At 41.1% G+C, this 25,071-nt stretch carries 27 protein-coding genes and 3 pseudogenes; 5 read left to right on the top strand and 25 right to left on the bottom strand.

Going from position 1 to position 25,071, the window contains the following annotated elements:
* Positions 1 to 31: 31 nt before the first annotated feature.
* The 10 genes from aspD to MFLO_RS04020 form a co-directional block, all read right to left on the bottom strand.
* Positions 32 to 1,120, bottom strand: coding sequence for an aspartate 4-decarboxylase (gene aspD, locus MFLO_RS04060; RefSeq protein WP_241433539.1), 1,089 nt, complete (start codon positions 1,118 to 1,120; stop codon positions 32 to 34).
* 31 nt (positions 1,121 to 1,151) lie between these two features.
* Positions 1,152 to 1,634: a PLP-dependent aminotransferase family protein gene (locus tag MFLO_RS15950; RefSeq protein WP_206538307.1), complete on the bottom strand. Its 483-nt coding sequence runs from the start codon at positions 1,632 to 1,634 to the stop codon at positions 1,152 to 1,154.
* A 281-nt stretch (positions 1,635 to 1,915) separates the two neighbouring features.
* Positions 1,916 to 2,356 (bottom strand): universal stress protein, encoded by a 441-nt coding sequence (locus MFLO_RS04055; RefSeq protein ID WP_036096559.1) that lies wholly within the window; start codon positions 2,354 to 2,356, stop codon positions 1,916 to 1,918.
* 57 nt (positions 2,357 to 2,413) lie between these two features.
* On the bottom strand, positions 2,414 to 2,788 hold the full coding sequence (locus tag MFLO_RS04050) for an iron chaperone (RefSeq protein WP_051993505.1): 375 nt from the start codon (positions 2,786 to 2,788) through the stop codon (positions 2,414 to 2,416).
* A 62-nt stretch (positions 2,789 to 2,850) separates the two neighbouring features.
* The gene (locus MFLO_RS04045; RefSeq protein WP_036096556.1) at positions 2,851 to 3,531 is read right to left on the bottom strand and encodes a DsbA family oxidoreductase; all 681 of its coding nucleotides are present in this window, start codon (positions 3,529 to 3,531) and stop codon (positions 2,851 to 2,853) included.
* Positions 3,532 to 3,613: 82 nt separating this feature from the next.
* Positions 3,614 to 4,081, bottom strand: a complete 468-nt coding sequence (locus MFLO_RS04040) for a DMT family transporter (RefSeq protein WP_036096554.1) — start codon at positions 4,079 to 4,081, stop codon at positions 3,614 to 3,616.
* Between the two features lie 13 nt (positions 4,082 to 4,094).
* The gene (locus MFLO_RS04035; protein ID WP_036096552.1) at positions 4,095 to 4,544 is read right to left on the bottom strand and encodes a DMT family transporter; all 450 of its coding nucleotides are present in this window, start codon (positions 4,542 to 4,544) and stop codon (positions 4,095 to 4,097) included.
* Positions 4,545 to 4,665: 121 nt separating this feature from the next.
* Positions 4,666 to 5,766, bottom strand: coding sequence for an excinuclease ABC subunit UvrC (uvrC, locus tag MFLO_RS04030; RefSeq protein WP_036096550.1), 1,101 nt, complete (start codon positions 5,764 to 5,766; stop codon positions 4,666 to 4,668).
* 124 nt (positions 5,767 to 5,890) lie between these two features.
* On the bottom strand, positions 5,891 to 6,634 hold the full coding sequence (locus MFLO_RS04025; RefSeq protein WP_036096549.1) for an SDR family NAD(P)-dependent oxidoreductase: 744 nt from the start codon (positions 6,632 to 6,634) through the stop codon (positions 5,891 to 5,893).
* A 277-nt stretch (positions 6,635 to 6,911) separates the two neighbouring features.
* Positions 6,912 to 8,096 (bottom strand): MFS transporter, encoded by a 1,185-nt coding sequence (locus MFLO_RS04020; protein ID WP_036096547.1) that lies wholly within the window; start codon positions 8,094 to 8,096, stop codon positions 6,912 to 6,914.
* 137 nt (positions 8,097 to 8,233) lie between these two features.
* Between MFLO_RS04020 and MFLO_RS04015 the strand changes: the two are divergent.
* The 3 genes and pseudogenes from MFLO_RS04015 to MFLO_RS04005 all read left to right on the top strand — a co-directional run bounded on the left by MFLO_RS04015 (position 8,234) and on the right by MFLO_RS04005 (position 10,018).
* Positions 8,234 to 8,630 (top strand): annotated as a pseudogene (locus MFLO_RS04015) (winged helix-turn-helix transcriptional regulator).
* Positions 8,631 to 8,776: 146 nt separating this feature from the next.
* Complete coding sequence (locus tag MFLO_RS04010) at positions 8,777 to 9,346, top strand: Crp/Fnr family transcriptional regulator (protein WP_077913157.1); 570 nt, start codon at positions 8,777 to 8,779, stop codon at positions 9,344 to 9,346.
* 78 nt (positions 9,347 to 9,424) lie between these two features.
* The gene (locus MFLO_RS04005; RefSeq protein ID WP_036096545.1) at positions 9,425 to 10,018 is read left to right on the top strand and encodes an NAD(P)H-dependent oxidoreductase; all 594 of its coding nucleotides are present in this window, start codon (positions 9,425 to 9,427) and stop codon (positions 10,016 to 10,018) included.
* A gap of 97 nt (positions 10,019 to 10,115) precedes the next feature.
* Here MFLO_RS04005 and MFLO_RS04000 read toward each other — a convergent pair whose 3' ends face one another.
* Complete coding sequence (locus MFLO_RS04000) at positions 10,116 to 10,451, bottom strand: zinc ribbon domain-containing protein YjdM (RefSeq protein ID WP_036096544.1); 336 nt, start codon at positions 10,449 to 10,451, stop codon at positions 10,116 to 10,118.
* 156 nt (positions 10,452 to 10,607) lie between these two features.
* On the opposite strand from MFLO_RS04000, the pseudogene MFLO_RS03995 reads away from it, so the two are divergent.
* A pseudogene (locus MFLO_RS03995) lies at positions 10,608 to 11,331 on the top strand (YebC/PmpR family DNA-binding transcriptional regulator).
* Between the two features lie 19 nt (positions 11,332 to 11,350).
* Here the strand turns inward: MFLO_RS03995 and MFLO_RS03990 are convergent.
* The 13 genes and pseudogenes from MFLO_RS03990 to MFLO_RS16740 all read right to left on the bottom strand — a co-directional run bounded on the left by MFLO_RS03990 (position 11,351) and on the right by MFLO_RS16740 (position 22,507).
* Positions 11,351 to 12,073, bottom strand: a complete 723-nt coding sequence (locus MFLO_RS03990; protein WP_036096602.1) for an epoxyqueuosine reductase QueH — start codon at positions 12,071 to 12,073, stop codon at positions 11,351 to 11,353.
* A gap of 281 nt (positions 12,074 to 12,354) precedes the next feature.
* Positions 12,355 to 13,761, bottom strand: a complete 1,407-nt coding sequence (gene hutH, locus MFLO_RS03985; protein ID WP_241433533.1) for a histidine ammonia-lyase — start codon at positions 13,759 to 13,761, stop codon at positions 12,355 to 12,357.
* A 16-nt stretch (positions 13,762 to 13,777) separates the two neighbouring features.
* Positions 13,778 to 13,903 carry a hypothetical protein gene (locus tag MFLO_RS16755; RefSeq protein ID WP_277619761.1) on the bottom strand — a complete coding sequence of 42 codons (126 nt, stop codon included), beginning with the start codon at positions 13,901 to 13,903 and terminating at the stop codon, positions 13,778 to 13,780.
* Positions 13,904 to 13,937: 34 nt separating this feature from the next.
* Complete coding sequence (locus tag MFLO_RS03980) at positions 13,938 to 15,260, bottom strand: APC family permease (protein WP_149022963.1); 1,323 nt, start codon at positions 15,258 to 15,260, stop codon at positions 13,938 to 13,940.
* A 55-nt stretch (positions 15,261 to 15,315) separates the two neighbouring features.
* Complete coding sequence (locus tag MFLO_RS14550) at positions 15,316 to 15,909, bottom strand: HutD family protein (protein ID WP_051993504.1); 594 nt, start codon at positions 15,907 to 15,909, stop codon at positions 15,316 to 15,318.
* A gap of 38 nt (positions 15,910 to 15,947) precedes the next feature.
* Positions 15,948 to 17,609 (bottom strand): formate--tetrahydrofolate ligase, encoded by a 1,662-nt coding sequence (locus MFLO_RS03970; RefSeq protein WP_036096541.1) that lies wholly within the window; start codon positions 17,607 to 17,609, stop codon positions 15,948 to 15,950.
* The gene (locus MFLO_RS03965) at positions 17,578 to 18,063 is read right to left on the bottom strand and encodes a cyclodeaminase/cyclohydrolase family protein (protein ID WP_206538306.1); all 486 of its coding nucleotides are present in this window, start codon (positions 18,061 to 18,063) and stop codon (positions 17,578 to 17,580) included. The genes MFLO_RS03970 and MFLO_RS03965 overlap by 32 nt, the downstream gene beginning before the upstream one ends.
* Positions 18,032 to 18,256 carry a cyclodeaminase/cyclohydrolase family protein gene (locus tag MFLO_RS15945; protein WP_206538305.1) on the bottom strand — a complete coding sequence of 75 codons (225 nt, stop codon included), beginning with the start codon at positions 18,254 to 18,256 and terminating at the stop codon, positions 18,032 to 18,034. The genes MFLO_RS03965 and MFLO_RS15945 overlap by 32 nt, the downstream gene beginning before the upstream one ends.
* Positions 18,257 to 18,267: 11 nt before the next feature.
* Entirely contained in the window at positions 18,268 to 18,795 is a 528-nt protein-coding gene (gene ftcD / locus MFLO_RS16750) for a glutamate formimidoyltransferase (RefSeq protein ID WP_277619760.1), read from the bottom strand.
* Between the two features lie 22 nt (positions 18,796 to 18,817).
* Positions 18,818 to 19,168: a hypothetical protein gene (locus tag MFLO_RS16745; RefSeq protein ID WP_277619759.1), complete on the bottom strand. Its 351-nt coding sequence runs from the start codon at positions 19,166 to 19,168 to the stop codon at positions 18,818 to 18,820.
* Positions 19,169 to 19,193: 25 nt separating this feature from the next.
* Positions 19,194 to 20,462: an imidazolonepropionase gene (gene hutI, locus MFLO_RS03955; protein ID WP_036096539.1), complete on the bottom strand. Its 1,269-nt coding sequence runs from the start codon at positions 20,460 to 20,462 to the stop codon at positions 19,194 to 19,196.
* Between the two features lie 16 nt (positions 20,463 to 20,478).
* A pseudogene (locus tag MFLO_RS16950) lies at positions 20,479 to 22,175 on the bottom strand (hypothetical protein); the annotation flags it as partial.
* A gap of 206 nt (positions 22,176 to 22,381) precedes the next feature.
* Entirely contained in the window at positions 22,382 to 22,507 is a 126-nt protein-coding gene (locus MFLO_RS16740; RefSeq protein WP_277619758.1) for a hypothetical protein, read from the bottom strand.
* Between the two features lie 379 nt (positions 22,508 to 22,886).
* Between MFLO_RS16740 and MFLO_RS14545 the strand changes: the two genes are divergently transcribed.
* The gene (locus tag MFLO_RS14545; RefSeq protein ID WP_051993502.1) at positions 22,887 to 23,552 is read left to right on the top strand and encodes a HutD family protein; all 666 of its coding nucleotides are present in this window, start codon (positions 22,887 to 22,889) and stop codon (positions 23,550 to 23,552) included.
* A gap of 48 nt (positions 23,553 to 23,600) precedes the next feature.
* Here MFLO_RS14545 and MFLO_RS03940 read toward each other — a convergent pair whose 3' ends face one another.
* Positions 23,601 to 24,707, bottom strand: a complete 1,107-nt coding sequence (locus MFLO_RS03940; RefSeq protein ID WP_036096537.1) for a carbohydrate binding domain-containing protein — start codon at positions 24,705 to 24,707, stop codon at positions 23,601 to 23,603.
* Between the last annotated feature and the right edge of the window lie 364 nt (positions 24,708 to 25,071).

The raw sequence follows: 25,071 nt of genomic DNA, 5'->3' as shown, positions 1-25,071 counted from the left end.
AAACGGTTTCCGCTGGCGGAAACCGTTTTTCTTACTTTATTTTTTCCATTTCAAATTGCCATTTTAAAAATTCATCCGACACCATTTTCTTAATTCGCCGTCCAATTTCCTGGTAATTCTCCGTTTCGAGGTTAGCAAGCGAAATCCGAACAGACCATTCGCTTCCCCCAAAGCCGCTCCCTTTAAGCAGCACCAGTCCATGTTCCAGCGCGAGCCGCATCAAAAACTTAGTAATACTGGATTCTTTTTGAAAAGCTTCGCCAAATTTCGCTCCAAAATGCTGTTTAATCCATTCGAGCAAATCGAATTCGCAGTAGTACGCCGAATCATAATGATCAAACGGCATAACAAGATCAAGCTCTTCATACAGCAACTTTTGACGGTATCTGCAAATCGATTGCGCCTTTTTCTTATACGAATCTGCTTCATCAAGCAACGAAAAAAGCGAGAATAAAGCCATCTGTACCTGCTGCGGAGTCGATAATCCTGCCGCATGATTCAGCGCAACCTCCCTGCTGTCGGCGACGAGCCGATCAATGAATTTAAACTGCTCCGTTTCTTTCGTAATGGCCTCATAGCGTTCATGAAGTTCTGCTTTAGATGCTTCGGGCAACTTTCTAAGCTTTTCATCAAACACATTTTCTTCCGCAAGTGCAATTGTACCAAGACGCCAACCCGTTGCACCAAAATATTTAGAAAAGGAATAGATACAAGCCGAGTGAAACGGTAAAGCACTAAAAACCGAGTGAAATTCCGGTACAAACGTGCCATAGACATCATCCGTTAAAATCATCAGTTCCGGATTATCCGTTTCAACAATATCTTGAAGCAATCGAATTGTATCTTCCTTAAGCGCCGATGAGCTGGGATTACTTGGATTTACCATAAACACAGCTTCAATCATCGGGTTTCTAAGCTTTTCAATTTCTTGTTCCGCAAACTGATAAGTCAGCCGCCCATCAATCAGTTCTGGTGTCGAACGAATATGAACGACATTAAAACGATAACGTGACAAATGCGGAATTTCTAAATACGGTGTAAATGTCGGTATCATCAGTGCAATCGTGCTGCCTGGTTGCAGCAGATGATTGCTCACAAGCGAATCAAATAAGTAGCAAATTCCCGCTGTCCCCCCTTCGACAGCGAAAATCTCAAACTCTTCTTTTAGTCCTTGAAAAAATTTCTTTTCTCAAATAAGCCTTAACCGCTTGATCTGTATATTTTAGTACCCTATCAGGATTTGGATAATTATCACCCGTGATCGCATCTACAAGTTCAAACAACCAATCATGCTTATCTGCTCCAAGAAATTGCTCCCCTTTTTCCCAAATTCGTTCAAGCAAATTTTTCCCCGGAGTTTCCGTTTGACCCTTTAAAAACAGTTCAAACCTTGAAAGCATCTCCATCCGAGCCGGCATTCCCGATAGTTCCCCTTGCCGAACCCGTTCCATCTCAGTAACTGCAAACAAACCTAGCAGAAAAAACGCCTCGCGCGGCGCGGCTGCCGTCCAGTTCGGGTTCCCTCTTCCCGCATTAAGCGGCACGCTATTCTTAACAGCTTGTTTCGCACTTTTCTCTAAAAATAAGCCTAATTCAAATGGGCTGAGACCTTCCGCCTCTTTTACAGAAAACATTTATCGATCCTCTTTCCTTCTGATTTGCACTTTTTTTTCAAATGCTCTCGGTCGGCAACATTGTGAAATCGATTTACTAATTGACTCGATCGTATAAAAGTATCTCTATAAAAGTATCACTTCCTATCTGCGTTAATCTATTGGCTGCTAGATAAGTAAGCGCTTTCTCTAAAAACATTATATCTGACATCTCGTGTGATGTACACCAATTTGCACAAAAAAAGTATGTGAAAAAAAATGCGTGCAAATAAAAAAGCCTGCCGAAGCAAGCTCTCCTTTTCTTATTTTGATTCTCTTGCAATTAAAACATTACATTTAGCATGCTGCACAATATAAGATGAAATGCTTCCCATCAGCATTTTCTCCATGCGATTTAATCCCGTCGCACCGCATATAATTAAATCTGCACCAAATAAATCAGGGAGTTCCTCTGACAGCATCTTTTTCGGATTCCCCACTTCCAAATAAGTTCCAATTGATTCAAATCCAGCCGCCTTTGCTTTTTCAACATATTTACTTAAAACCGCTTCCATTTCTTTACGAAGTTCATTTTCCCAAGTCGTACCATCCGCGGTAAACGTAGGAAAAGAGCGTGAATCAATGACAGACGCGAGCGCAACACTAGCTCCCGTTATCTTGGCAAGATTGATTGCCTCTTGAAAAGCGATCTCTGCTTGATCCGATCCATCAATTGCAACAAGAATTCGTTCATAACCAGCCATTTTTATCTCCCCTTTATGTTTTTGAATTCGTTTATTCTATACCTATTATCGAGGGGATTAAAACGTCATTTTGAACTTTTTTTTCGCTAAATTTTCAGCTTCTCGGTAGCGTACAATTCGCTCAATCAAATCTAGCGGCAATTCTTCTACAAGCGGAAATTGAATCGTTCCCTTCGAATAACTATATTTCCCTTCAATCTCACCTAAAAAGTGTTTCACACCGTCCGCTCCCGGATAAAAACCAATATGCGTTTTATATCCCGCGAAATGAACTAAATTTTTCTTCAAAAAAAAGGTTGGAATACCGTAACTGATTTTTTCAGTTGCAAGCGGTACAAGCTGATGAATCAGAGCTCTGATTTCTTCCAGTTTCTGCTTCACATCCTCTGGAAACTGCGCAATATATTCATCAATCGTTTCATAAGGTTCCATTTTCATTTTCCTCCTTTTTAAAAAAAAGCACGCCGGACCTCTCCAGCATGCTTTTCCAGCTATTATATCGAACAGCTTCCGTCTTCACACCCAGGACCTTGCGTTGCTTTAATTTCCGCTTTCGTCCCGCCCGCTCGTTCAAGAACAGATACAAAACTCTCAACCGGCTGAGCACCGGAAACCGCATATTTTCCGTCAATCAAGAAAAACGGTACACTATTAATTCCGTATTCCATCGCCTTCGTCTCGTCGACCCGCACCTGCGCTAAATATTCGTTTGAATGAATAATCTCACGCACCTTTGTTTCGTCAAGACCTGCTTTTTTAGCAAGTTCCACCAAGGTTTCCTCGTCGTTCAAGAATGCTCCCTTGGCGAAATATGCATCCATTCCAAGCTCCATGAATTCATTTTCTTTCCCAACCGAGCGCGCATATTGAGCAATCCTATGTGCCGTAAACGTATTGGTTGACTTCATGTTGTCAAAGTCATAATGAAGACCTGCAAGTTCCGCCATTTGACCTACTTGCGCATTCATTTGTTTCGCTTCTTCAACCGTCTTGCCATATTTTTCTGCTAATAATTCGTGAATCGACTTGTCCGTTTCAACCGGTGCATTCGGATCAAGTTCAAAACTGCGGAATTCAACTTCCACATCCTCGCGTCCATTCATCGCCTGTTCCAAATTTTTCTTTCCAATATAACAAAATGGGCAAGCAAAATCTGACCAAATTTCAATTTTCATGCGACTTCCTCCATTTAAGCTTATTTATAGTAAGTTTATAACTATTTATAACCCAAATAGTATCCTGACGCAATTTTTCTGCTTAGAAATTCTGAATCAATAGAATCCCAGCAATCATCGCGATAACTCCTATAATGCGGTAGCGATTGATTGGGTGCTTAATCACCCCAAAAAAGCCGAAATGGTCAATAACAAGTGCAATCAACATTTGTCCACAAATCGCGAGCACAACCGTCATCGCTGATCCGAGCAGCGGTAAAAGTAAAATATTCGATGTAACAAAAACGACACCCATAATGCCGCCAGTGAAAACCCAAAACGGAATTTTGCCAACACCTCGAACTTGAAACGTCACGCGCTTTTCAATCAGCAAACAAATGATAAAAAGCAGCGTTGTTCCGACCAAAAAAGAAATAAAAGAAGCGAGAAATGGCGAGCCGACTGCTATTCTAAGCTTGCCGTTAATCGACGTTTGAATCGGCGAAAGCATTCCGGCAATAAGCCCCATCAGCATAAACAGCAGCATCGTTTTCGGTGCTTGTCTTTCCATATCTAACTCCCCCTTAAAAGCGCTGCATCAAGTATACGCCGAAAAACATCAGCGCCATCCCAAGCAGCCTTTCAATATTTAATTCATGAACCGGCAAATTAAACCAGCCGAATTGATCAATCAAGATCGCCATCACCATTTGACCACAAACCGTCACCATCACCGTTAAAGCCGCACCTAGCCGAGGCAAAAGCAAAATATTATTCGTCAAAAAGATGATTCCGAGCGCCCCGCCTCCAAACCAAATCCACCACGGACTCGTTGCGATCGCATCTGGAATAATCGCATAGTTATGAAACGTAATTAACGTAATAATAAGAAGCACCGTACTCCCAACCGCAAAAGAAATAAATGAGGCAATAAACGGCGACCCAGTGTAGCCTTTCAGCCGATTATTGACAGAGGTCTGCACAGGAAGCATCATGCCTGCTAAAACTCCCGCCAGAACATAAAAAATAATCAAAATAAGTCCCTTCTTTCTCGTTCTGCAATACTCATTTATTTTATCGGGCATCTCCGCCCAATGCAACTGAATTTTCCCAAAACGAATAAAAAACCCTTCTTCCGCTTAAGAAAAAGAGTTTTTAAAGTTGTTCTTCAAGCTCGTATTGCCGCATTTTCAGATGTGCATCGAGCGCGCTTCTAGCATTTTCTGAAACAAGCCCGACAATGGCCCGCTTATCCCCACGCTTTGGCATTTTAACTTTGATGCCGAGCACCTCACACAAAAGTTCTGCATTCAGACCTTCCCCAACAAAAAGCTCGGCAGGCAGCAGGTGGTTGGGATGGTCATAAAACGAAACCACAAAACTTTCAACAACCGCCTCGTCCTCTAAGGAAGCACCGTCTTCGATAATCTGACCAAATCTCCCTACGATCGCACCATTTCGGATAAAGAAAATTTGGATGGATAATGTATCGTCTTGGCGGACAAAATCAATCACATCCCGATTCCCGCCGTCTTTCGTCACAACCTTCTGCTTTTCCGTAACCCGATCAAGCGATTCTAACAAATTGTGGATTTCCTTTGCCCGCTCAAACTCCAGTCGCTCAATATGCCCATCCAGTTTTTGCTTCAGTTCACGCCGTACATCTTGATGTCCGCCGCTTAAGAAATGCTTGATTTTTCTAATCTGCTCTGCATACTCTTCATCTGAAACGTCGCGTGCACACGGCCCGATACACATCCCCAGATGATAATAAAAGCATGGGCGCCCCCGCTTTCCGCTACAATGACAAAGCGGATAAATTTTTTGCAGGAACTCCTTCGTTTTTTCAGCCGCATACGTTCCCACATAAGGCCCGAAGTACATTCCACCATCCTTTTTAATCTCACGCGTAACCTCTAGCCGCGGATTTACTTCGCTCGTAATCTTAATATATGAATAATGTATTTCATCTTTTAACAGAATATTATACGGAGGTTGATATTTCATGATCAATGACATCTCAAGCAGCAGCGCTTCTTTTTCAGAACTCGTCACGATCAGCTCTACATCAGCAATATAGTGCACGAGCCGTGCCGTCTTCCCCGTTTGCGTTTTCGTAAAATAAGATTTTACACGTTTTTTCAAGTTTTTCGATTTGCCGATATAAAGGATTTCACCCATTTTATCGCGGTAAATATAACAGCCGGGTACTTCAGGGAGCGTCCTAAGTTTCTGCTGCAATTTTGTTTCGCTCAAGATTCCTCACCTCCAAAGAACAATCGTTCGTATTTTCATTGTAGACCCTCTTAAGCGAGTTGTAAAGTCGATAAAAATAGAGCTTGCGCTGCGGCGCAAGCTCTATCAAATTATTTAAAAGGAATTAAACGGCAGTGTAAGCACCGTCTACAACAAGAATTGTACCAGAAACGAAAGAAGCATCATCACTTGCAAGGAATACCACACAGTTGGCTACTTCTTCTGGAGTCCCAAGACGACCCATTGGATGAAGCGAAATAAGTTCTTCGCGAGCTTTACCTTGTGCTGCTTCAATTAGTGGAGTATCAATATAACCAGGGCCAACAGCGTTAACACGAATGCCATGTTCTGCATATGTAGCACCAAGTGTTTGTGTTAACAATTTTACGCCGCCTTTTGCAGAAGCATAAGCAGTCACACCTCTTTTACCTGCTAAACTGTGAATTGAACCAGCATTGACAATTGCGCCGCCGTTTCCTTGTTTGATCATTTGTTCAATCGCATATTTATCGGATAAAAATACCCCATTTAAATTGATATCAATTGTTTTCTTCCATTGTTCATATGGCATTTTATCAATATCAGCATCATTTGCAATCCCAGCATTAGCAAACATGATATCAAGTTTACCGAAAGATTCTACTGTATTTTCGATCATATTTTTGATATCTTCTTCACTCGTAACATCCGTTTTAACGAAAATAGCTTCAAACCCAGTATCGCGAAGTTCTTTTGCCAGCACTTCACCTTTATCGGAAAAATCGGCAATTACTACTTTGGCACCTTCACGTACAAATTTTTCAACTGTCGCTTTTCCGATACCGCTCGCTCCACCTGTAATAATCGCTACTTTGTCTTTCAATTTCATGTCAAATCTCTCCTTCATGTTATAAAAATATTTGCGCTTACATTATAAGTATACTCCCCGTTTTTAAGATTAGACAATACTTTTGCTTTAAATAATTCAGTGCTTTTTGAAGATTCTTTAAAAAGCGTACTTAATTTTACAAGCCCGCCAATTAAACGTATTAAATAAAATACTCTTATAACAAAAAGATATTTAATTTACTATTCATCTTATCTATTACCTTTTAATAGTTATCTAATCTACTTACGATTTATTAAAAACTAAAAGGCGACTTTTATCAATGAGTTTGAATGCGTTTCAACAGCCAAGTAAAGAATACGGCTAAAAGAACCATCAAGCCGCCAAATAGTGGAGCGGCCGTTAAACCCATTCCCTCTGTAATTACCCCACCGAGGAATGCCCCAGCGGCAATACCGATATTGAATGCAGAGATATTGAGAGCTGAAGCCATGCTGACGGCGTCAGGAACATTTTCTTCAGCCAGCTTTACCACATAAAATTGCAAACCTGGAACATTCATGAAAGCAAAGAATCCCATTAGTAACACTGTAGCTAGCCCCAGAATCGGACTTGTTGAAGTAAAATACAGCAGAAATAAAATAATGCTTTGGAATAAGAACATATATGAAAGTCTCTTCAAGGTATTTTGATTCGATAAGTGACCACCGATTGTATTTCCAAAAGCCACCATCAAGCCGTAGACAATTAGAATAATAACAATAGCATGAGCGCTGTAGCCCATTTTCGTTTCAAGAAGCGGCGACAAGTAAGTATAAATGACAAACGTTCCTCCGTAGCCAAGAGCTGTAACAAGGAGAATCAAAAGAATTTTCCCATTCTTAAGTACCCGAATCATTCCGGAGAAACTTGTTTTTTCACCTTGGTTTAAATCTTTTGGAACAAGTAGCCAATTACTGATGAGCGCAATTACGCCGATTAACGCGATGAATAGGAAAGATACTCGCCAATTGCTGATTTGCCCGATAAAAGTCCCCAGAGGAACACCTGTTACGGTTGCCACTGTAAGTCCGGTGAACATTACAGCAATAGCACTGGCACGCTTACTCGGACTAACAACATCAGCAGCGATCACAGATGCAATCGACATAAATACTCCGTGTGCAAACGCTGAAACGATTCGACCAACTAGCAAAATACCGAAAACGGGTGCAAAAGCCGCTAGCAAGTTCCCGATAATAAAAGTCAACATCACAAGCAATAATAGTTTTTTCCGGTTTAAACGTGCTGTCAGCGTTGTAAAAACAGGCGCCCCAATTGTCACTCCCAGCGCATAAATTGAAACAGTCAAACCAGCTGTACTAATGCTGATCCCCATATCACTCGATATCAGCGGCAATAACCCTACGCTGATAAATTCTGTTGAGCCGATTCCAAAAGCACTGATTGCAAGTGCCATCAAAGTAAATGCGGCATGATTTGATTTTCTTTGAACATGTTCCATCCTATACAATCCCTCTTCTCTATTTGACCTTTTCTGTAGCATGTTATACAGTATCTTATATACCGTATAAAATAACAAGAAGGCACTTTAAAGTTATATACGCACTTTTTAGTACCTATGAAAGGAGTTGCGATCACGTGACCAAAGTTTACAATATCGGAGTTGAAGCCACGCTTGAGGTAATTGGCGGTAAATGGAAGCCTGTCATCTTATGCCACTTGCGTGATGGAAAAAAAACGTACTGGCGAGTTGCGGCGTTTGATCCCGAATATCACTCAAAAAATGCTGACACAGCAGCTTCGCGAACTGGAAACATCTGGTGTTATTTTACGAAAGGTTTATGAACAAGTGCCGCCAAAAGTAGAATATTCGCTTAGCTCGTATGGAGATTCTCTTTCTGCTATTTTGAACCAACTTTGTTTGTGGGGGGAACATCATGTTGATCTACTTCTTGAACAAAATGAAGATATTATTCTTTTGAAGCGCGACGCCGATAAGGTGATCGAAACTGAAATAAACGAAAACCTCCGCTGATAATCCTTAGCGGAGGTTTTCTATTCACGCGGGTGTCCCATTTTCACTTGAAATTTATAAATACGATCCTTTAGTGCTAAATGGTAGAAGATACTTTGAACAATGTATAATAGGGAGGTAGAAAACGAATAAACTGGAGGTTTATTATGGATAATTTATTTGCCAAACTTTTTCCTGATTTCACAATCGATTGGAATGAAATAGCTTATTTGTTTCAATTTATAAAAATACCCGCCAAAACGACTTTACTTCATGAAGGAGATGTTGCTACAAACATTTATTTCGTGTCCAAGGGAGCATTAAGGTTGTGGAATAATGATAATGGCAATGATATTACCGTACAATTCTTTTTTGAAGATCAAGTCGTTTCTTCGTTTGAAAGTTTTTATCTTGAAACACCCAGTAATTTTTCTATTGAAAGTTTAGAAGAAACAGAGCTCTATATGTTACGAAAAAAGGATTTAGATTTCTTACTAAAAAAAGAACCCGAGATGAATGTCTGTCTCACCAAATTTATTTCTGAACGATTTATGGCTTATACCCATTATTTTTTATCCAGAATCAAGGAATCTCCAGAAGAACGCTATATTCACCTTATTCAATCAGAACCCTTTATCTTTGACAGGGTTCCAAACTATTACATTGCTTCTTATTTAGGAATTACACCCGTTTCTTTAAGCCGCATCAGAAAACGAATCGAAAAAAAAACAGCATGAAGATTAACATAAGATAATTTCAACCTCTCTCTTTCCGATTATGATAGAGCCATACTTAACATGAAGGAGAGAAAATAAATGAAAACAGTCATTGTTTACAATCATCCCTATAATGGAAGCTTTTGCCACGCCTTGCTCGAATCCGCTCAAAAAGGTGCCGAAAGAGCTGGACATGAAGTAGAAATCATTGACTTGGATGCTGATCAGTTTAATCCCGTAATGTCAGGAGCCGACCTCCTTGCTTTCAGAGAACACAAAATGATAGACTCACAAGCGCTTCATTATGCCAAAGCTATCCAACAAGCCAATCACTTAGTACTCATTTTCCCAATTTGGTGGGAACTGATGCCAGCTATGATGAAAGGCTTTATTGATAAAGTCATTTTCCCCGGTTCCACTTATACGTATACAAAATCAGGTTATCGTATGAAAACCCTGCTACCAAATTTGCAAACAACAACCGTGGTCACAACGATGAATACACCGAAAGTTATGTATACAACAGTGTACGGAAATGCGATTAAAAAAGCTTTAATCCAAGGAACTCTAAAAAAATCCGGCATTAAAAAAGTGAAATGGCTTAGCTTCAATATGGTCAAAAATAGCAGTTCTGAAACAAGAACAAAATGGCTAAAACAAGTTGAACAGACCTTTACAAAAAACAAACGATAAAACCTACTTTTTTGAAATTAACAGTATGATAAAAAGCAAGGAACCATCTCCCTTCTTACTGAAAATGGTTCCTTGCTTAAATTTGTTCCCTTAAATATTATCCGTTTTTCTTCACAAATTCTGATTTTAGTTTCATCGCCCCAAAACCGTCAATTTTACAATCAATATTATGGTCGCCTTCAACAAGACGAATATTTTTAACTTTCGTGCCGATTTTCAGCGAAGAAGAACTTCCCTTCACCTTCAAATCTTTAATAACTGTTACCGAGTCGCCGTCTGTTAGAATATTGCCATTGGCATCGCGTACAACATTTTCTGCTTGTCCGCTTTCCTCTGTGCTCCATTCGTGTCCGCATTCCGGGCAAACATATAAACCGCGGTCCTCATAGGTAAATTCTGACTTACATTCTGGGCAATTAGGTAATTTTGACATTAATCACATTCCTCCATTCACTATCTTTATTATATCCTATCCGAATATCTTTTCACAGGAATTTTTTCATCCTGCCACTTAACAAATGCCGTCCGAACCGATATAATGAAACAAGAGTATTTTTAATTCATGATAAATCAGAAAGAGAGTGTTCTTATGGGCCGCAAATGGGCAAATATTAAAGAAAAAAAAAGCATCAAAAGATACAAATAACAGCCGCATCTATGCGAAATTCGGGATTGAAATTTACGTAGCCGCTAAACAAGGTGAACCAGATCCGCATGCCAATCAAAAACTTCGCTTCGTCATTGAACGGGCAAAAACGTATAATGTCCCGAAACATATTATTGATCGCGCCATTGAAAAAGCAAAAGGGACCGGCGATGAAAGTTATTCTGAACTTCGTTACGAAGGGTTTGGTCCAAACGGCTCGATGGTAATCGTTGACGCACTGACAAACAATGTAAACCGGACTGCATCGGATGTTCGAACAGCCTATAACAAAAACGGTGGCAATATGGGGGTTAGCGGTGCCGTATCCTATATGTTCGATAACACCGCTGTATTTGGAGTTGCTGGAAAAGATTCTGAAGAGCTACTCGAAATCTTAATGGAAGCGGATGTCGACGTTCGCGATATTCTTGACGAAGACGATCAAGCAATCATCTATGCAGAACCAGGCGACTTCCATCAAGTTCAAGAAGCACTGAAAGCGGCAGGAATTGAAGAATTTACGATTGCAGAAATCGAAATGCTGCCTCAAAACGAAGTGGTACTATCCGGTGACGATTTAGTTAAATTCGAAAAAATGATCGATGCACTTGAGGACTTGGAAGACGTCCAAAAAGTGTATCATAACGTTGATTTATCTGCAGAATAAACCAAAAGAGACCTTTGTATCAGGTCTCTTTTTTTTGCTTCAAATATTCTTTTGCCTCGCGATTTACTTGTTTCAAATCCACATTTTGCTGTTTAGCTGCAAAAATACAGCCACAATAGCACTGGCGGTAAATATCGTATTGTTCGCACATCTCAACCGAACGCTTATACCCGCCTTTTTTCTTAAAATCACTTGGCAAATAACTTACATCATAAAGCTGCTGTATCTCCACACCAATCGAGTTAATCAAGCTACTGTTTTTATGTGGGCTAATTGTAAGTGCGCTACCGAAATAATCAGCACCGACTTCCTTTGCTTTTTGCGCCGCTTGATCTAATCGCAAGTTAAAACAAGCCGAGCATCGCAAACCACCTTCCGGCTCTTCTTCAAGCCCTTTTATGGCACACAAAAACGTTTGAGGTTCATACTTCTCAGCAATAAATTCGACATGTGATCCTGTATTTCCATTAAAAGCTTCAACAAAATCGGCTTGAACTTGTTTGCGCCGCTCAAACTCAGCACGCGGATGAATATTGGAATTAGCAAAATAAAGAATAACATCTGCGTATTTTGTTAAGTATTCAAGCGTATAAGTGCTACATGGCGCACAGCAACTGTGCAATAAAATCTTAGGTCGAATGGCTTCTTTTTCCCACCAATGAATCATTTTCTCGAGCAAGCTGTCATAATTAATCTTCTGATCGGGCTGCAGTTTCTCAAACAGTTCTGTAATATTCGGCATCATGTTCATCTATCTCCTTTTTCCCACTCAGTTGATTCTCCCCCGAGGTTACAATTCTAATACTGCTTTTTCGTTCACTTAAACCCGCTTCCAGCAGCATCTTTTATAGTCCACATTTAAACTTGCAAATCGAATACTGCTACAAGTAAAAAGCTTGATACTTCATAACCTGAATCGTTTCCAAGTATAGCATATTTCCCCATGCTTTTCAGTAGCTTTCAAATCCCATTTTAATTTAAAAAAGAGCACCGGCAAAAATGCCGGTGCTCTTAAACCTTGCTTTATCTCACTTCTAAAACAAGCGGAACAACTGCTTCAACAGCGGCAACGAGATGCCCGTCTGAAAGAACAGCGGTTGCTTTTTCAAGCTCATCATAAATCTCAATATCCCGATCATTTTCAATGAAATCGACGCTCTTTCGGAAAACATCATAAGCGACTTGCGTTCCTTTGCCGAGTTTTCCAACTTGTTTCTCTTCAAAATCAAGCGCTTGGCAAGCCGCCATAATTTCTGTTGCCACAACTCGGCGCGCATTATTCACAATATCTCGTGCCTTTCTCGCAGCAATCGTACCCATACTCACAAAATCCTCTTGATTTTCGCACGACGGAATGGAGTCAATACTTGCTGGGTGCGCCAAAACCTTGTTCTCTGAAACGAGCGCAGCCGCAGCATATTGCGTAATCATAAAGCCTGAATTCAACCCCGGATGTTTGACGAGAAACGATGGAAGTCCGCTGAGCGAGGAATTTACGAGCCTTTCAATCCGCCGCTCGGATACACTTCCGATTTCCGCAGCCGCAATACCTAGAAAATCAAATGGCTGAGCAAGTGGCTCTCCGTGGAAGTTACCACCTGAAATGACTTTGCCGCTCTCCGTTACAATCGGATTATCTGTTGCTGAATTGATTTCAATTTCAACTTTTGATTTTACATAGGACACACTATCTTTATTCGCCCCGTGAATTTGCGGAATACAGCGCAGTGTGTAAGGATCTTGAACGCGCTCAGTCGAGGCACGGACAACTTTCGTACTACCTGAAAGCAAGTTTCGCATATTTTGTGCCGTTGCAAGCTGACCATACTGCGGGCGAATCCGGTGCAAGGCTTCATCAAATACATCCACAATCCCTTGATGCACTTCAAGCGATAAAGCACCGGCAATATCGGAAAGTTTGATCAGCTCAACCGCATCATAGGTAGCAAGTGCACCCACTGCCGTAAGCACTGTAGTCCCATTAATTAAAGCAAGACCTTCTTTAGCCGCAAGCCGAATTGGTTCAATTCCAGCCTTCTCCATCGCCTCTTTCCCAGACAACAGCTCTCCGCGATAAAATGCCCGACCGAGGCCAAGCATCGGCAAAACCATGTGCGCAAGCGGTGCCAAATCTCCTGATGCGCCGAGTGAACCTTTCTCAGGAATATGCGGAATCACACCTTGATTGAGCATCGCAAGTAATGTCTCAACCGTGCTGAGCCGAATGCCTGAACAGCCTTTTACAAGTGAGTTAATCCGAATCAGCATTGTTGCTCGAACTTCGTCCTCTGCAAGTGGCTCGCCAAAACCGCTCGAATGCGTCCGAATCAAATTTTCTTGCAACTCGCAGCAGTCTTCCGTGGATATGCTAACGCTTACAAGTGATCCAAAACCAGTTGTGACCCCATATGTGACACGATTATTTGCCACAATATCATCAATAATTTCACGTGATTTTTTTTACTGCTTCAATCGCATCCTGATCAATCTTCACTTGCCAGCCACATCTTGAAACACCAATCACTTCGTCTAAAGTCAAATCGTTCCCTGTTAAAACTACTTCTTTTGTCATTTCTTAACACCTCTTCACGTTAAATTTGCCCATTTTACAACTCTCTGCTTCCTTCGCTTTTCTTTTTCCCGTACAGAATAAAGTATAAGATACTTGTGATACAGATTGCTCCAACCGTAAAGAGAATGTTAATCATACTCGAGGAAGAAATCATCCACAAGCTGACAAGGACACTCAAAATTGCGATAACCGGACCAAACGGAAGCTTGAAACCTGGATCTTCAAGTCCCTTTTTCCTTAAAGCAATGACAGAAAGAGCCGTCGGAATATACTGAATAAATCGCATCAACACGCTTAGCTGAGCTAGCTGTTCAAACGAACCGCTCAATACTAAAGCGGAAGCAAGCACCCCTGAAACAATGATCGCAAAAATCGGTGCTTGATTCTTATTTTTCTTCGCAAATGCTTTTGGAAGTAAACCATCCTCTGCAATCGAGCAGGCATAACGCGGAATCATCATGGAATCTCCCGTATTGAGACCGCCAACCGAAATGAGTGCGCCGATTGTAATAATAAATTTGCCTACTGGACCGATGATCTTTGTAAAAGCATCTTGTACAGGGGTATCTGTGCTTAAAATTCCGTTTCCGAGCTGCGCAATTGTTCCAGCAATAATTAAGAAATAAAGCAGGGAAACGATGATGATCGACATGACGATTGCTTTCGGCACATTCTTCTTCGGATTACGCATTTCACCAGCAACAACAGGTAGCGCTTCAAAACCGATGAAAGCATAGAAGACAACAAGCGCTGATGAACTCATTCCTTCCATAAAGCTTTTACCTGGCGGAAGCTGAACAAACGGCGTAAAGTTGCCAGCGTCAAAGCCGCCTCTTATAAAGAATACCGAAATCGCAACAAAAGCAATGATCGGAATCAATTTTGCAATCGTAATCGTAATTGTAAAAATTTTAGATGTTTTAACACCAAAACTATTAATCACTGATAGAAGTACAATCAAAATGACTGCAATCCATGTTTCATAAGGTTTAAATGACGGGACAAGTGCAATAAACAAGCGGGCAAAACCGGCAGCCATTGCACCCCATGCAATAACCGTGACAGCCCATCCTAGTACACCGACATTAAAACCGACAAAATCGCCAAATGCTGCTTTTGAATACTGAAAGGCACCGCCGTTTTTATCAAAATAACCGGCAACCTCAGCAAAACATAATGCGAGCAGTAATACTAAAATAACATCTACAAGCATCGCGACAAGCGATGCCGGGCCAAGTCCTTCATAAAGTGTTCGCGGCAGTAAAAATATTCCTGAACCAATGACAGCGTTGATACCGTATAACGTAGCTCCACTCAAACTAAATTTTGATTTTTCGCTTTCTTTTTGCGTAGCCATTTTCTGTCCCCTCTCAATATGACGGGCATGACTATACACGTTTTTCGTATCATCTTTATAGTTGCGTCATTTTAGCCTCGACTGCAATATTTCCAGAAGAAGAATATGTACTTGTAAAAAACAGCTTCGCTGCGCCGGATATTCCGCTTAGAAACAAACTGTCTCCCTTTTGCAGCTTTACCGTCTCTTCACTTGGGAAATGAACCAAGATTTCCTCAGCCAGAGCGTAATAAAAATAATCCGCTGTTTGGCTCAACTGATATTTTCCTTCCGAATCTACTAAAGATAATGTTGCGGTATAGGCGGGTGTATAAATGATATTGAAATCAATACATTGCCCGTAGCTTGTTGTGATCTCAGAACCGCCGAAGCTGTCTTGGCTAAATTTGGCCAGCCGTTCCTGCCGCATTTTCCCGTCTGCTTCGTGCTGTAACTCGATCTCACCGTCTAGAATCAGTAGTTTTCGCTCATAAGAAGGAAGAGAAGTAAAAGTCGACTTCGGTAAACTCACAGTCGCCGTTGAAATTCGGTACGCAAAATCACGTGCTTCATACAGCGCTGTTTCAGGCCAAATCAAAAGTTCGGTTGTCGTACCGCCAGTCCAAATGCTTTTCTTATAATCTGATTTTCGCTTGATCATTTTTTCCATCGCCTTTTCTCCTCTCTCCTATGTTTTACTCATTTGGCTTAGAATAGTCCAGAAATAACACCATGATCATCTACTTGAATATGCTCTGCTGCTGGAACCTTTGGCAAACCAGGCATAGTCATGATCGCTCCTGTAAGTGCGACAACAAATCCGGCACCTGCTGAAATTTTTACTTCTTTAATCGTAATCGTAAACCCTTCCGGACGTCCGATTTTCTTGGCATCATCTGAAAACGAATACTGCGTTTTTGCCATGCAAATTGGAAGATGTCCGTAGCCCATGTCTTCAATATGACGCAGCTCTTTTTTGGCAGCAGGAGCAAGTTCAATTCCAGTTCCGCCATATACTTTTGTCACAATTTTAGTCAATTTTTCTTCTAAAGAATCGGATTCTTCATAAACAAACCGGAAGTGGTTTGGTTCATTTGCTAGGCGAACAACTTCCTCAGCAAGTTCAACCCCGCCATCACCGCCATGTGCCCAAACATCAGATAAAACAACATTCGCACCATGCTTCTTACAAGCCTCTTCAACCGCCTGCAGTTCAGCATCTGTATCTGTCGGAAACTTATTGATTGCTACAACTGCCGGAAGCCCATAAACGTCCTGAATATTCTCAAGATGTTTTTCAAGATTCGGCATCCCTTTTATGACTGCCTCTACATTTTCGCTGCCGAGATCTTTCTTCTCAACACCGCCGTGCATCTTAAGTGCTCGCACAGTCGCAACAAGAACAGCTGCATCAGGTTTCAATCCTGATTTACGGCATTTAATATCAATAAATTTTTCTGCACCAAGATCAGCCCCAAATCCAGCTTCCGTCACCACATAGTCTGCATACTTCATCGCAGCTTTCGTCGCCAAAACACTATTACAGCCATGCGCAATATTTGCAAATGGACCGCCGTGAATAAAAGCCGGCGTATGTTCCAAAGTTTGCACAAGATTCGGTTTGATCGCATCTTTAAGTAGCGCTGCCATCGCCCCGTCTGCCTTTAATTCTCCGGCTGTAACCGGTTCATTATCCCGTGTGTATCCGACAATGATTTTCTTCAATTTTTCCTTCAGATCATGAATATCATTGGCCAAACAAAGAATTGCCATCACTTCAGAAGCTACCGTAATATCAAAACCGTCTTCGCGCGGTACACCTTGCATTTTCCCACCGAGTCCGTTCACGATATGGCGCAGCTGGCGATCATTCATATCAACCACACGTTTCCACGTAATCCGCCGATTATCAATCCCGAGCTGATTACCTTGTTGAATATGATTGTCGATTAACGCAGCGAGCAAATTATTTGCTGCTCCAATCGCATGAAAATCACCCGTGAAATGCAAATTAATATCTTCCATCGGTACAACCTGCGCATAACCGCCGCCAGCAGCGCCGCCTTTTACGCCGAATACAGGTCCAAGTGAAGGCTCACGCAACGCACAAATGGCTTTTTTACCAATTTTTCTAAGTCCATCACCAAGACCAACCGTCGTTGTTGTTTTCCCTTCACCAGCAGGAGTGGGTGTGATAGCTGTCACCAAAATTAATTTTGCTTTGCTACCTTCTAAATCATTTACAGCTACCTTGGCCTTGTAGTTCCCATAGAGTTCAAGTTCTGATTCGTCGATACCAGCTTCACGCGCTACATCTCTAATTGGCTTCATCTTACTTTTATGGGCAATTTCGATATCTGAAAGTACCATTGCTGCAAAACTCCTTTTTTAAACAATTTTTTAAAATCGCTTGATAAATTTGGTCTGCCTTGTCGCAACTATCCGCAAGTAACTTCTCACCATCGTTCTTATATTTTTCTACATAGGCTTCATCTTTGATTCCCGAAAGATTAATTAAGACATTTAGCCAAGCGCCTTGCAAGCCTGATTTCAAATTAAGTGCCGCGACACCAAGATCACTTGCGGCATTGACATTCGACTTTCCAACTGCTTTTTCCGTAATTCCAATTGCTTCACTTGCAAGCACCATAATTTCATATGGAGCCTCAGCTGCTTGTTTCAATGCTTTTTGCATAGCAGTTTTCCGTGCTTCTTTATCCGCATCCGTCTCTTTCGGCATTGAAAATACCGCAGATACTTGATTAAATGCTTCCGTATCTTTGTCGATTGCTTTAAGCAGTTCTACATTTACTTTTTTTTGCATCAATCAATACTTGTTTCATCACATCGTCATACTCCGCATATTTTTTCTTGCCGACCGTAAGTTCAGCTACCATCATGGTAAGAGCCGATCCAACACTTGCCGCAAGCGCAGAAGCCGAGCCGCCGCCTGGAGCCGGAGCATCTGACCCTAAAACATTCACAAAATCCGTAATCTTCATATCTACAAGTTTCATTTTCTTCTCCCCTAACCTAGTAAGTGATTTTCTAAAATTTGTTTTTTCTCGTCAAATTCTTCAATTTGCAAGTAATATTCTGCACAATCAATCAATGCCTTGGCTGGGGTTAAACCAATAACCTCACTTCCAATAATTCCGACACCATAGCGTTTTGCTTCAAAGCGAATCGTCTCAAACACACGATATAATGGGGTGCCTTCGTAATTGACCATGTTCATAGAAACTTGGGCAATATTTCTGTCCTCAAGCAAAAGACCGATTCCCTTACAATATTTGAACCCTCCGCTTGAACCCCGTACAACTTTTGCAATTTTTTTAGCGACCTCGACATTATCCGTATCCAAATTCACATTAAAGGCAACAAGTGGCATCCGCGCTCCAACAGCCGTAACCCCTGCTGTCGGATGAACCTTGCGTTCCCCGTAATCAGGCGCCCATTCAGGCTCCTTTAGCTTGTCTGTCATTCCTTCAAATTGCCCTTTACGAACCTTCGCTAAGTTTTGTCGTTCTGGCGTTGCCGCTGATTCTTCATACAAGAAAATCGGAATATCCAGTTCGCTATTTATCCGCTGCGCGACTTTTTTTTGAGATTTCGATACACTCTTCCATTGTTACATCTTTTACGGGTACAAATGGAACAACATCCGTAGCCCCCATACGGGGATGCTCACCGTGATGCTTAGTCAGGTCTATGTTCTCACTTGCAAATTTGATCAGCTGAAAGGCTGCTTCCTGAATGCCATTTTCATCTCCAACAAGCGTAAAAACACTGCGATTGTGATTTGGATCAGATGAATGATCAAGTAAAGAAACACCCGGAATACTCGTTGCAATTTTAACTAGCCCATCAATCGTTTCTTGATTTTGTCCTTCACTAAAATTGGGGATACATTCCACTAATTTTGCCATGTTTTTTTGCTCTCCTTTTTCAAAGTTATTGAATGACTTGGCGGTTTTTTACAACTAATTCGCCATTTTTATAAACATCTGTAACGAGATTTGTTGCAAAGAAATAAAGCGGATAATCAATATTCGGCGCATCAAACAATGTAATATCCGCTTTTTTCCCCTTATCAAAACTTCCAATCGAATCCGCGCGATCGACCACATAAGCCGCATTAATTGTAACCGCATTCAAAACTTCGATCGGCGTCAGCTTGTCAGCAAAACAGCCAAGCTGCATGATAAATTGAATATTGGCAGTTGGACAGCTCCCTGGATTACTGTCGGTCGAAAGGGCAATGGCCATATCATGATCAAGCATTTTTCGCGCTGGTGCATACGTATCCTCCATCAAGCTGAATGTTGTCGCCGGAAGCAAGTTTCCGATCACATTTGCACGGCTGAGTTTCTCGATTCCCTCATCCGTTATAACCATCAAATGTTCAGCACTTACAGCTCCAAGCTCAGCAGCTACATCAGTACCGCCAATGGACTCAATTTCATCAGCATGAATTCGGAGTTTAAACCCTTGAAGAGCGGCTGCCTGTAAAAGTTTACGTGATTGTTCTGCCGTAAAAACTCCTGCCTCGCAAAAAATATCGCAAAACTCAGCTAGCTTTTGTTCCTTCACTTTCGGTAGCATTTCTGTGATGATTAGATCAATAAAACCGTCTGGATTCGTACGATATTCTTCCGGAATTGCATGCGCCGCCATAAAAGTTGAGATCACATCAACCGGCAAGTGGTGTTCAATTTCTTTCGCCACCTTAAGCTGCTTTTCTTCCGTCTCCCAGTTGAGGCCGTAACCGCTTTTCGCTTCCACTGTTGTTACCCCGTGTACAAGCATCTGTTCAATCAGCTTAGCCGTTTTATCATACAGCTCTTGAAACGTAGCAGCTCGCGTGGCTCGCACAGTACTTAAAATTCCGCCGCCTTCTTTCAAAATATCCAAATAAGCGACACCGTTTAGTTTTTTTGCAAATTCATTTTCGCGCGTTCCCCCGTAAACCAAGTGTGTGTGCGAGTCGATTAGTCCCGGCGTCGCCGTCTTCCCCGTGCAGTCAATCAGCTTTGTCTTTTCACCGATAATAGAATCTGGAGGAGTTCCCTCGCCAACCGCCAAAATTTTACCTTCTTGTATCGCAATGTAGCCTTGCTCCATTAAACGAGCTTCACCCATTTCCTTGCCGCGTAAAGCACGCCCTTTGTCATTCGGACAAAAAATCTGATTTAAATGAATTAAAACCTTATCTGCGTGCATTCTCTTCCGCCTTTCATTTCACGTATTTTTCGACTGCTCTTTTCACCGCTTCATCATCCGTCAAATATGGAATCGTGATATGATCAGAGCCGTTCTTTTCTTTATTGAATGCAATCGACGTTTCCATTGAATGTTCATTTCTCGCCCAGTTGCGGCGTGCCACGCCACCCATTACATCCCAAGAAATCGCAGATCGAATAATATCATCCACAAGCTCGCTTCCATCCAGTACAAGCCCGAAACCGCCGTTAATGGCCTTCCCAATACCTGTTCCGCCGCCGTTATGCAGGGCAATCAAACTCATGCCTCGCGCTGCGTTCCCCGCATAGCACTGCACTGCCATATCTGCCGTCACATTGCTTCCGTCTTTAATGTTGGATGTTTCACGGAATGGCGAATCCGTTCCAGACACATCATGATGGTCGCGTCCAATCATCACCGGCCCAATTTTACCTTCACGAACCAATTGATTAAATTTCAGCGCGATGTCAATTCGACCTTGCGCATCTTGATACAAAATTCGCGCTTCCGTCCCAACAACTAGCTGATTCTTTTCCGCATCGCGAATCCAGTTGTAATTATCTCGATCTTGATAGCGTCTTTCCGGATCAATCGCTTCCATTGCGGCCCGGTCCGTCGCCTTCAAATCTTCATGTTTCCCGCTCAAACAAACCCAACGAAACGGTCCATATCCATAATCAAACAGCATTGGTCCCATAATATCTTCCACATAAGACGGCCAAATAAAACCATCCTTATCATCCCGTCCATTTTTCGAGATTTCCGTCACACCTGCGTCAAACACCGACTTCATAAACGCATTTCCGTAATCGAAGAAATATGTCCCTTCAGCTACCAAGCCTTTAATCGCGTTAAAATGTCTGACAAGCGTTTCATCGACAAGCTTGCGAAACTTCGTTTGGTCTTCCTGCAAAAGCCGCGTTCTTTCCTCAAATGTGATTCCAACCGGACAATAACCGCCGTTATAAACGTTATGACAAGAAGTCTGATCCGACAACAAATCAATGTGGATTCTTTCCGCCGAAGCATATTCTAATAAATCAACAATATTTCCGTGATAGGCAATTGACATGGCTTCTTTCCGCTCCATCGATTCCTTAGCGAGCCGAATGGATTCTTCTGGCGTTTCCGCACATTTCTTAATCCAACCTTGCTCCATCCGTGTATCAATCCTAGATTTATCAACCTCGGCGACAATCGCCACCGCATGAGCTATCTCCGCTGCTTTCCCTTGCGCGCCGCTCATTCCACCAAGCCAGATGAAATAAAAAGCTTACCGGACAAATCTCCATCATCCTTAACACCGAGCTTTAAGCGACCTGCATTTAGAAGCGTATTAAAAGTCCCATGAACAATCCCTTGTGGCCCAATATACATCCAACCGCCTGCTGTCATTTGACCATAGTTTGTTACGCCCATTTCTTCCGCTACTTCCCAATCATCCAAGTTGTCATATTCGCCAATCAATAATCCGTTTGTAATAATGACACGCGGCGCATCCTTTTTCGACCGAAACAACCCGACCGGGTGCCCAGATTCAACGACTAAAGTCTGCTCATCTGTCATCACTTCCAGATATTTCTTAATCAGACGATATTGTAGCCAATTTTGGCAAACCTGCCCCGTTTCACCATATGTAACCAGCTCATACGGATAAAGTGCAACGTCAAAATCAAGATTATTATCAATCATCACTTGCATTGCTTTAGCAGCTGTACAATTCCCTTGATATTCCTCAATCGCTTTTCCGTGCATTCTGCCTTCAGGACGCCATCTATAAGCGTAAATCCGTCCTCTTGTTGTGAGTTCTTCTAAAAATTCTGGGATAACCTGTTCGTGAAATTTTTCAGGAACATAGCGTAAAGCATTTTTAAGTGCAATTTCCGTCTGTTCCCTAGTCAACCGAAAACCTCGATCTGGTGCGCGTCTAATCCCTTCAACAAATGAAGCTTATTCGGCAAAACATCATCCAGCTTGATCGTCATTGCGTTTGCTATTTGCTCATTCTTAACCATGTGCTCCATCCATTCCCTTCACTCATATTTCTAGTTTCCCCGTCCTTTATTTCACTCAAATGAAAACCACATCCCCTTTCTTTTCATAGAACAAGAAAACTAATCCAGCATAATAAAGCGCTTTTCTTTTTTTTAAAAACCTTGTAATTCCAAGACTCTATAGCCTCAGTTCTTCCTTCACTCAAATCAATTGTACCTAAAAACCTTTTCATCCTTTACCAAGATAAAGGAATTCTTTCATTTCAAGAAACCGCTTTCATTACGCATTCACTATATCTAATTGTGAAGCATTTGTCAATATAAATTCTTCACATATTTATAAAGTTGTCAATAAGTCTTATTTTGTGTATCATTAAACATATCATCACTCAATTAGGGGGAAAGACGTTTGTATACCGTATTAGATCAAAAAAATTACAAAACTATCGAATGGAGCGGCGGTGATTCCATAGAAATATTAATTTTTCCGCATGACCGTTCCTTTCAAAACAAAGATTTTGATCTTCGCATTTCGCGCACCAAACTTTACCAGAAGGAATCACGGTTCACAGATTTACCTGGCTATACGCGCGATTTAATCAGCTTACATGGCAACGTCACCCTGCATCACTTTGAAGGAACCACCGAGCGAACCGTTAAAATGTCTCCGTTCAAACTTGACCATTTTAACGGCAGCGCTAAGACGAAAAGTCTAGGATCAGGTGAAGATTTCAATTTTATTTACCGTAGCGGTTTGGAGGCAAGCATCGAAATTCTACATCATAATCAGACCAAGAATTTTCTAATCGAGCCTTATTCTTTCCAACTCATCCATGTTATCTCAGATTTAATTGAAATCCAAATTGAACCAGAAAATGACTATCTAAGTGACGAACTGGTATTAAAAAAAGGCGACAGTCTACTTGTATTTAACGAAACTGCCAAGTTCAGCTTCCGTAACGCCTCAATCGCATCCAACAGCGAACTTGCTATTCTATGCACTTTCGATACCTTACACAATCGTGAAAATTACCAATCCTTCATAAACAACATCCAAAGCAACTATTCTCATTGAATCCAAAAAGCAGCGTAATCAATATTACGCTGCTTTTTTCCTTGTCATTTAGTTAGTTTCCATTACAATACCTTTGTAAACTGCAATATCTTTTACATTTAATTCTGGCTTACTAAGTACATTGACATTTGATGTGCCTAATAGACCATAGTTGAATTCCCCCGTTTCATATTCTCGATTACCATTAAAAGGAAGAGTTCTAAACCAATCATAATCATCCAATCCATTGGTATAGAAATTAGATCCGTACATGGTCGTTCCAAAACCGTTTATAAGTGTATTTTCAGCTTCACCTCGTGCACTTGTTGCCACTTTCGCTAACATTGCTACACCTTCCATAGATGACTCTGTTGCTGCTTGAAAAAGTTCCTTCCTAGATAAGACATAGTAAAGTGAACTTGGGAAAACCGGATACGATTTCGAATTTTTTATGTTTAAAACCTTACCTTTGAGCGTTTCTTGAAACGAGTAGGTTGCATCTTCATTTACTTTCCAGCCATCAAGTTTCCCCTTGCTGAAGTCAGTAAACGAAGTTGGCGTTATTTTCTCTAAAACAATATTATCTATGTACGTGGTTCCAGCATTATTTGTTAGAATACTATGGAAATCTGGCGTCTGAGTTTCCGTACCAACTGAAAATACGAATGAATTATGATGCCACTCTAAAGAGTTCGTCATTGGGATGAATTGAGCACCAATATCGAAATCAGATCTATAACCGCCTGCAAAATTAGAGAATTGGCTATCATATTTTGTATCAAAGCTAAAACGATATAAAGCACTGATATCTTTGCCTACTAACAAATTTTTAATCGTTTCTAACTCTACTTCACCTGACAGTTTAAGCACCTTTGATCCGCTGCTTGCATCAGCAACAACCTCACTAGTACCCATTCCTCTACTGTGCCAATTATCTGTATTGCCGCTTTCAAAATCTTCTTTGAACATTATTGTGCTCTCTTCTTGTTCGCTTCCGTTAGATTTGATTCTTAGTTTGTTGCCATCATATATCGGAGCTGTTTCATTACTTCCTACAATCGCCTTTGAGAAGGCGTCCTTTGTTGGCGGCTCTATACTTTTCGCGTTCACAACTAAAGGAGCCTGACATAATAGCAAAGTCGCAATCATAATTTTAATTGGCAGTTTTATTTTCATTCTAGTATCATCTCTTTTCTATATTTATATGTAAATCTATATTGATAAAAGAGATTAAAATTGTTTATTTTTTTCACATGAAATCACATGCTCAACTTACCCTGCTACTCCCCCTTCCTGTTTCCATCTTAAATTATCAACATCTATTTACTTTTTAACAATACCATAAAATTCACTACAATGACTAAAAATGTAATAAAATACTCGTTTTTTGTAATTAACGATTAAAATAACTAATTTTATTTCTTTTTTCGAGTAAGATAAATAATTTTCTTACTTTTTATCTGACATAAGATTTATTGAATTATTTTGATATGATAGTCAAAATAATAGTCAACTCTGTTTTTACGCATAAAAAACACCA

Source organism: Listeria floridensis FSL S10-1187 (genome assembly GCF_000525875.1).
Lineage (GTDB): Bacteria > Bacillota > Bacilli > Lactobacillales > Listeriaceae > Listeria > Listeria floridensis.
Note: the sequence above shows the minus strand (reverse complement) of the source record. Positions and strands in the feature narration are given on the sequence as shown.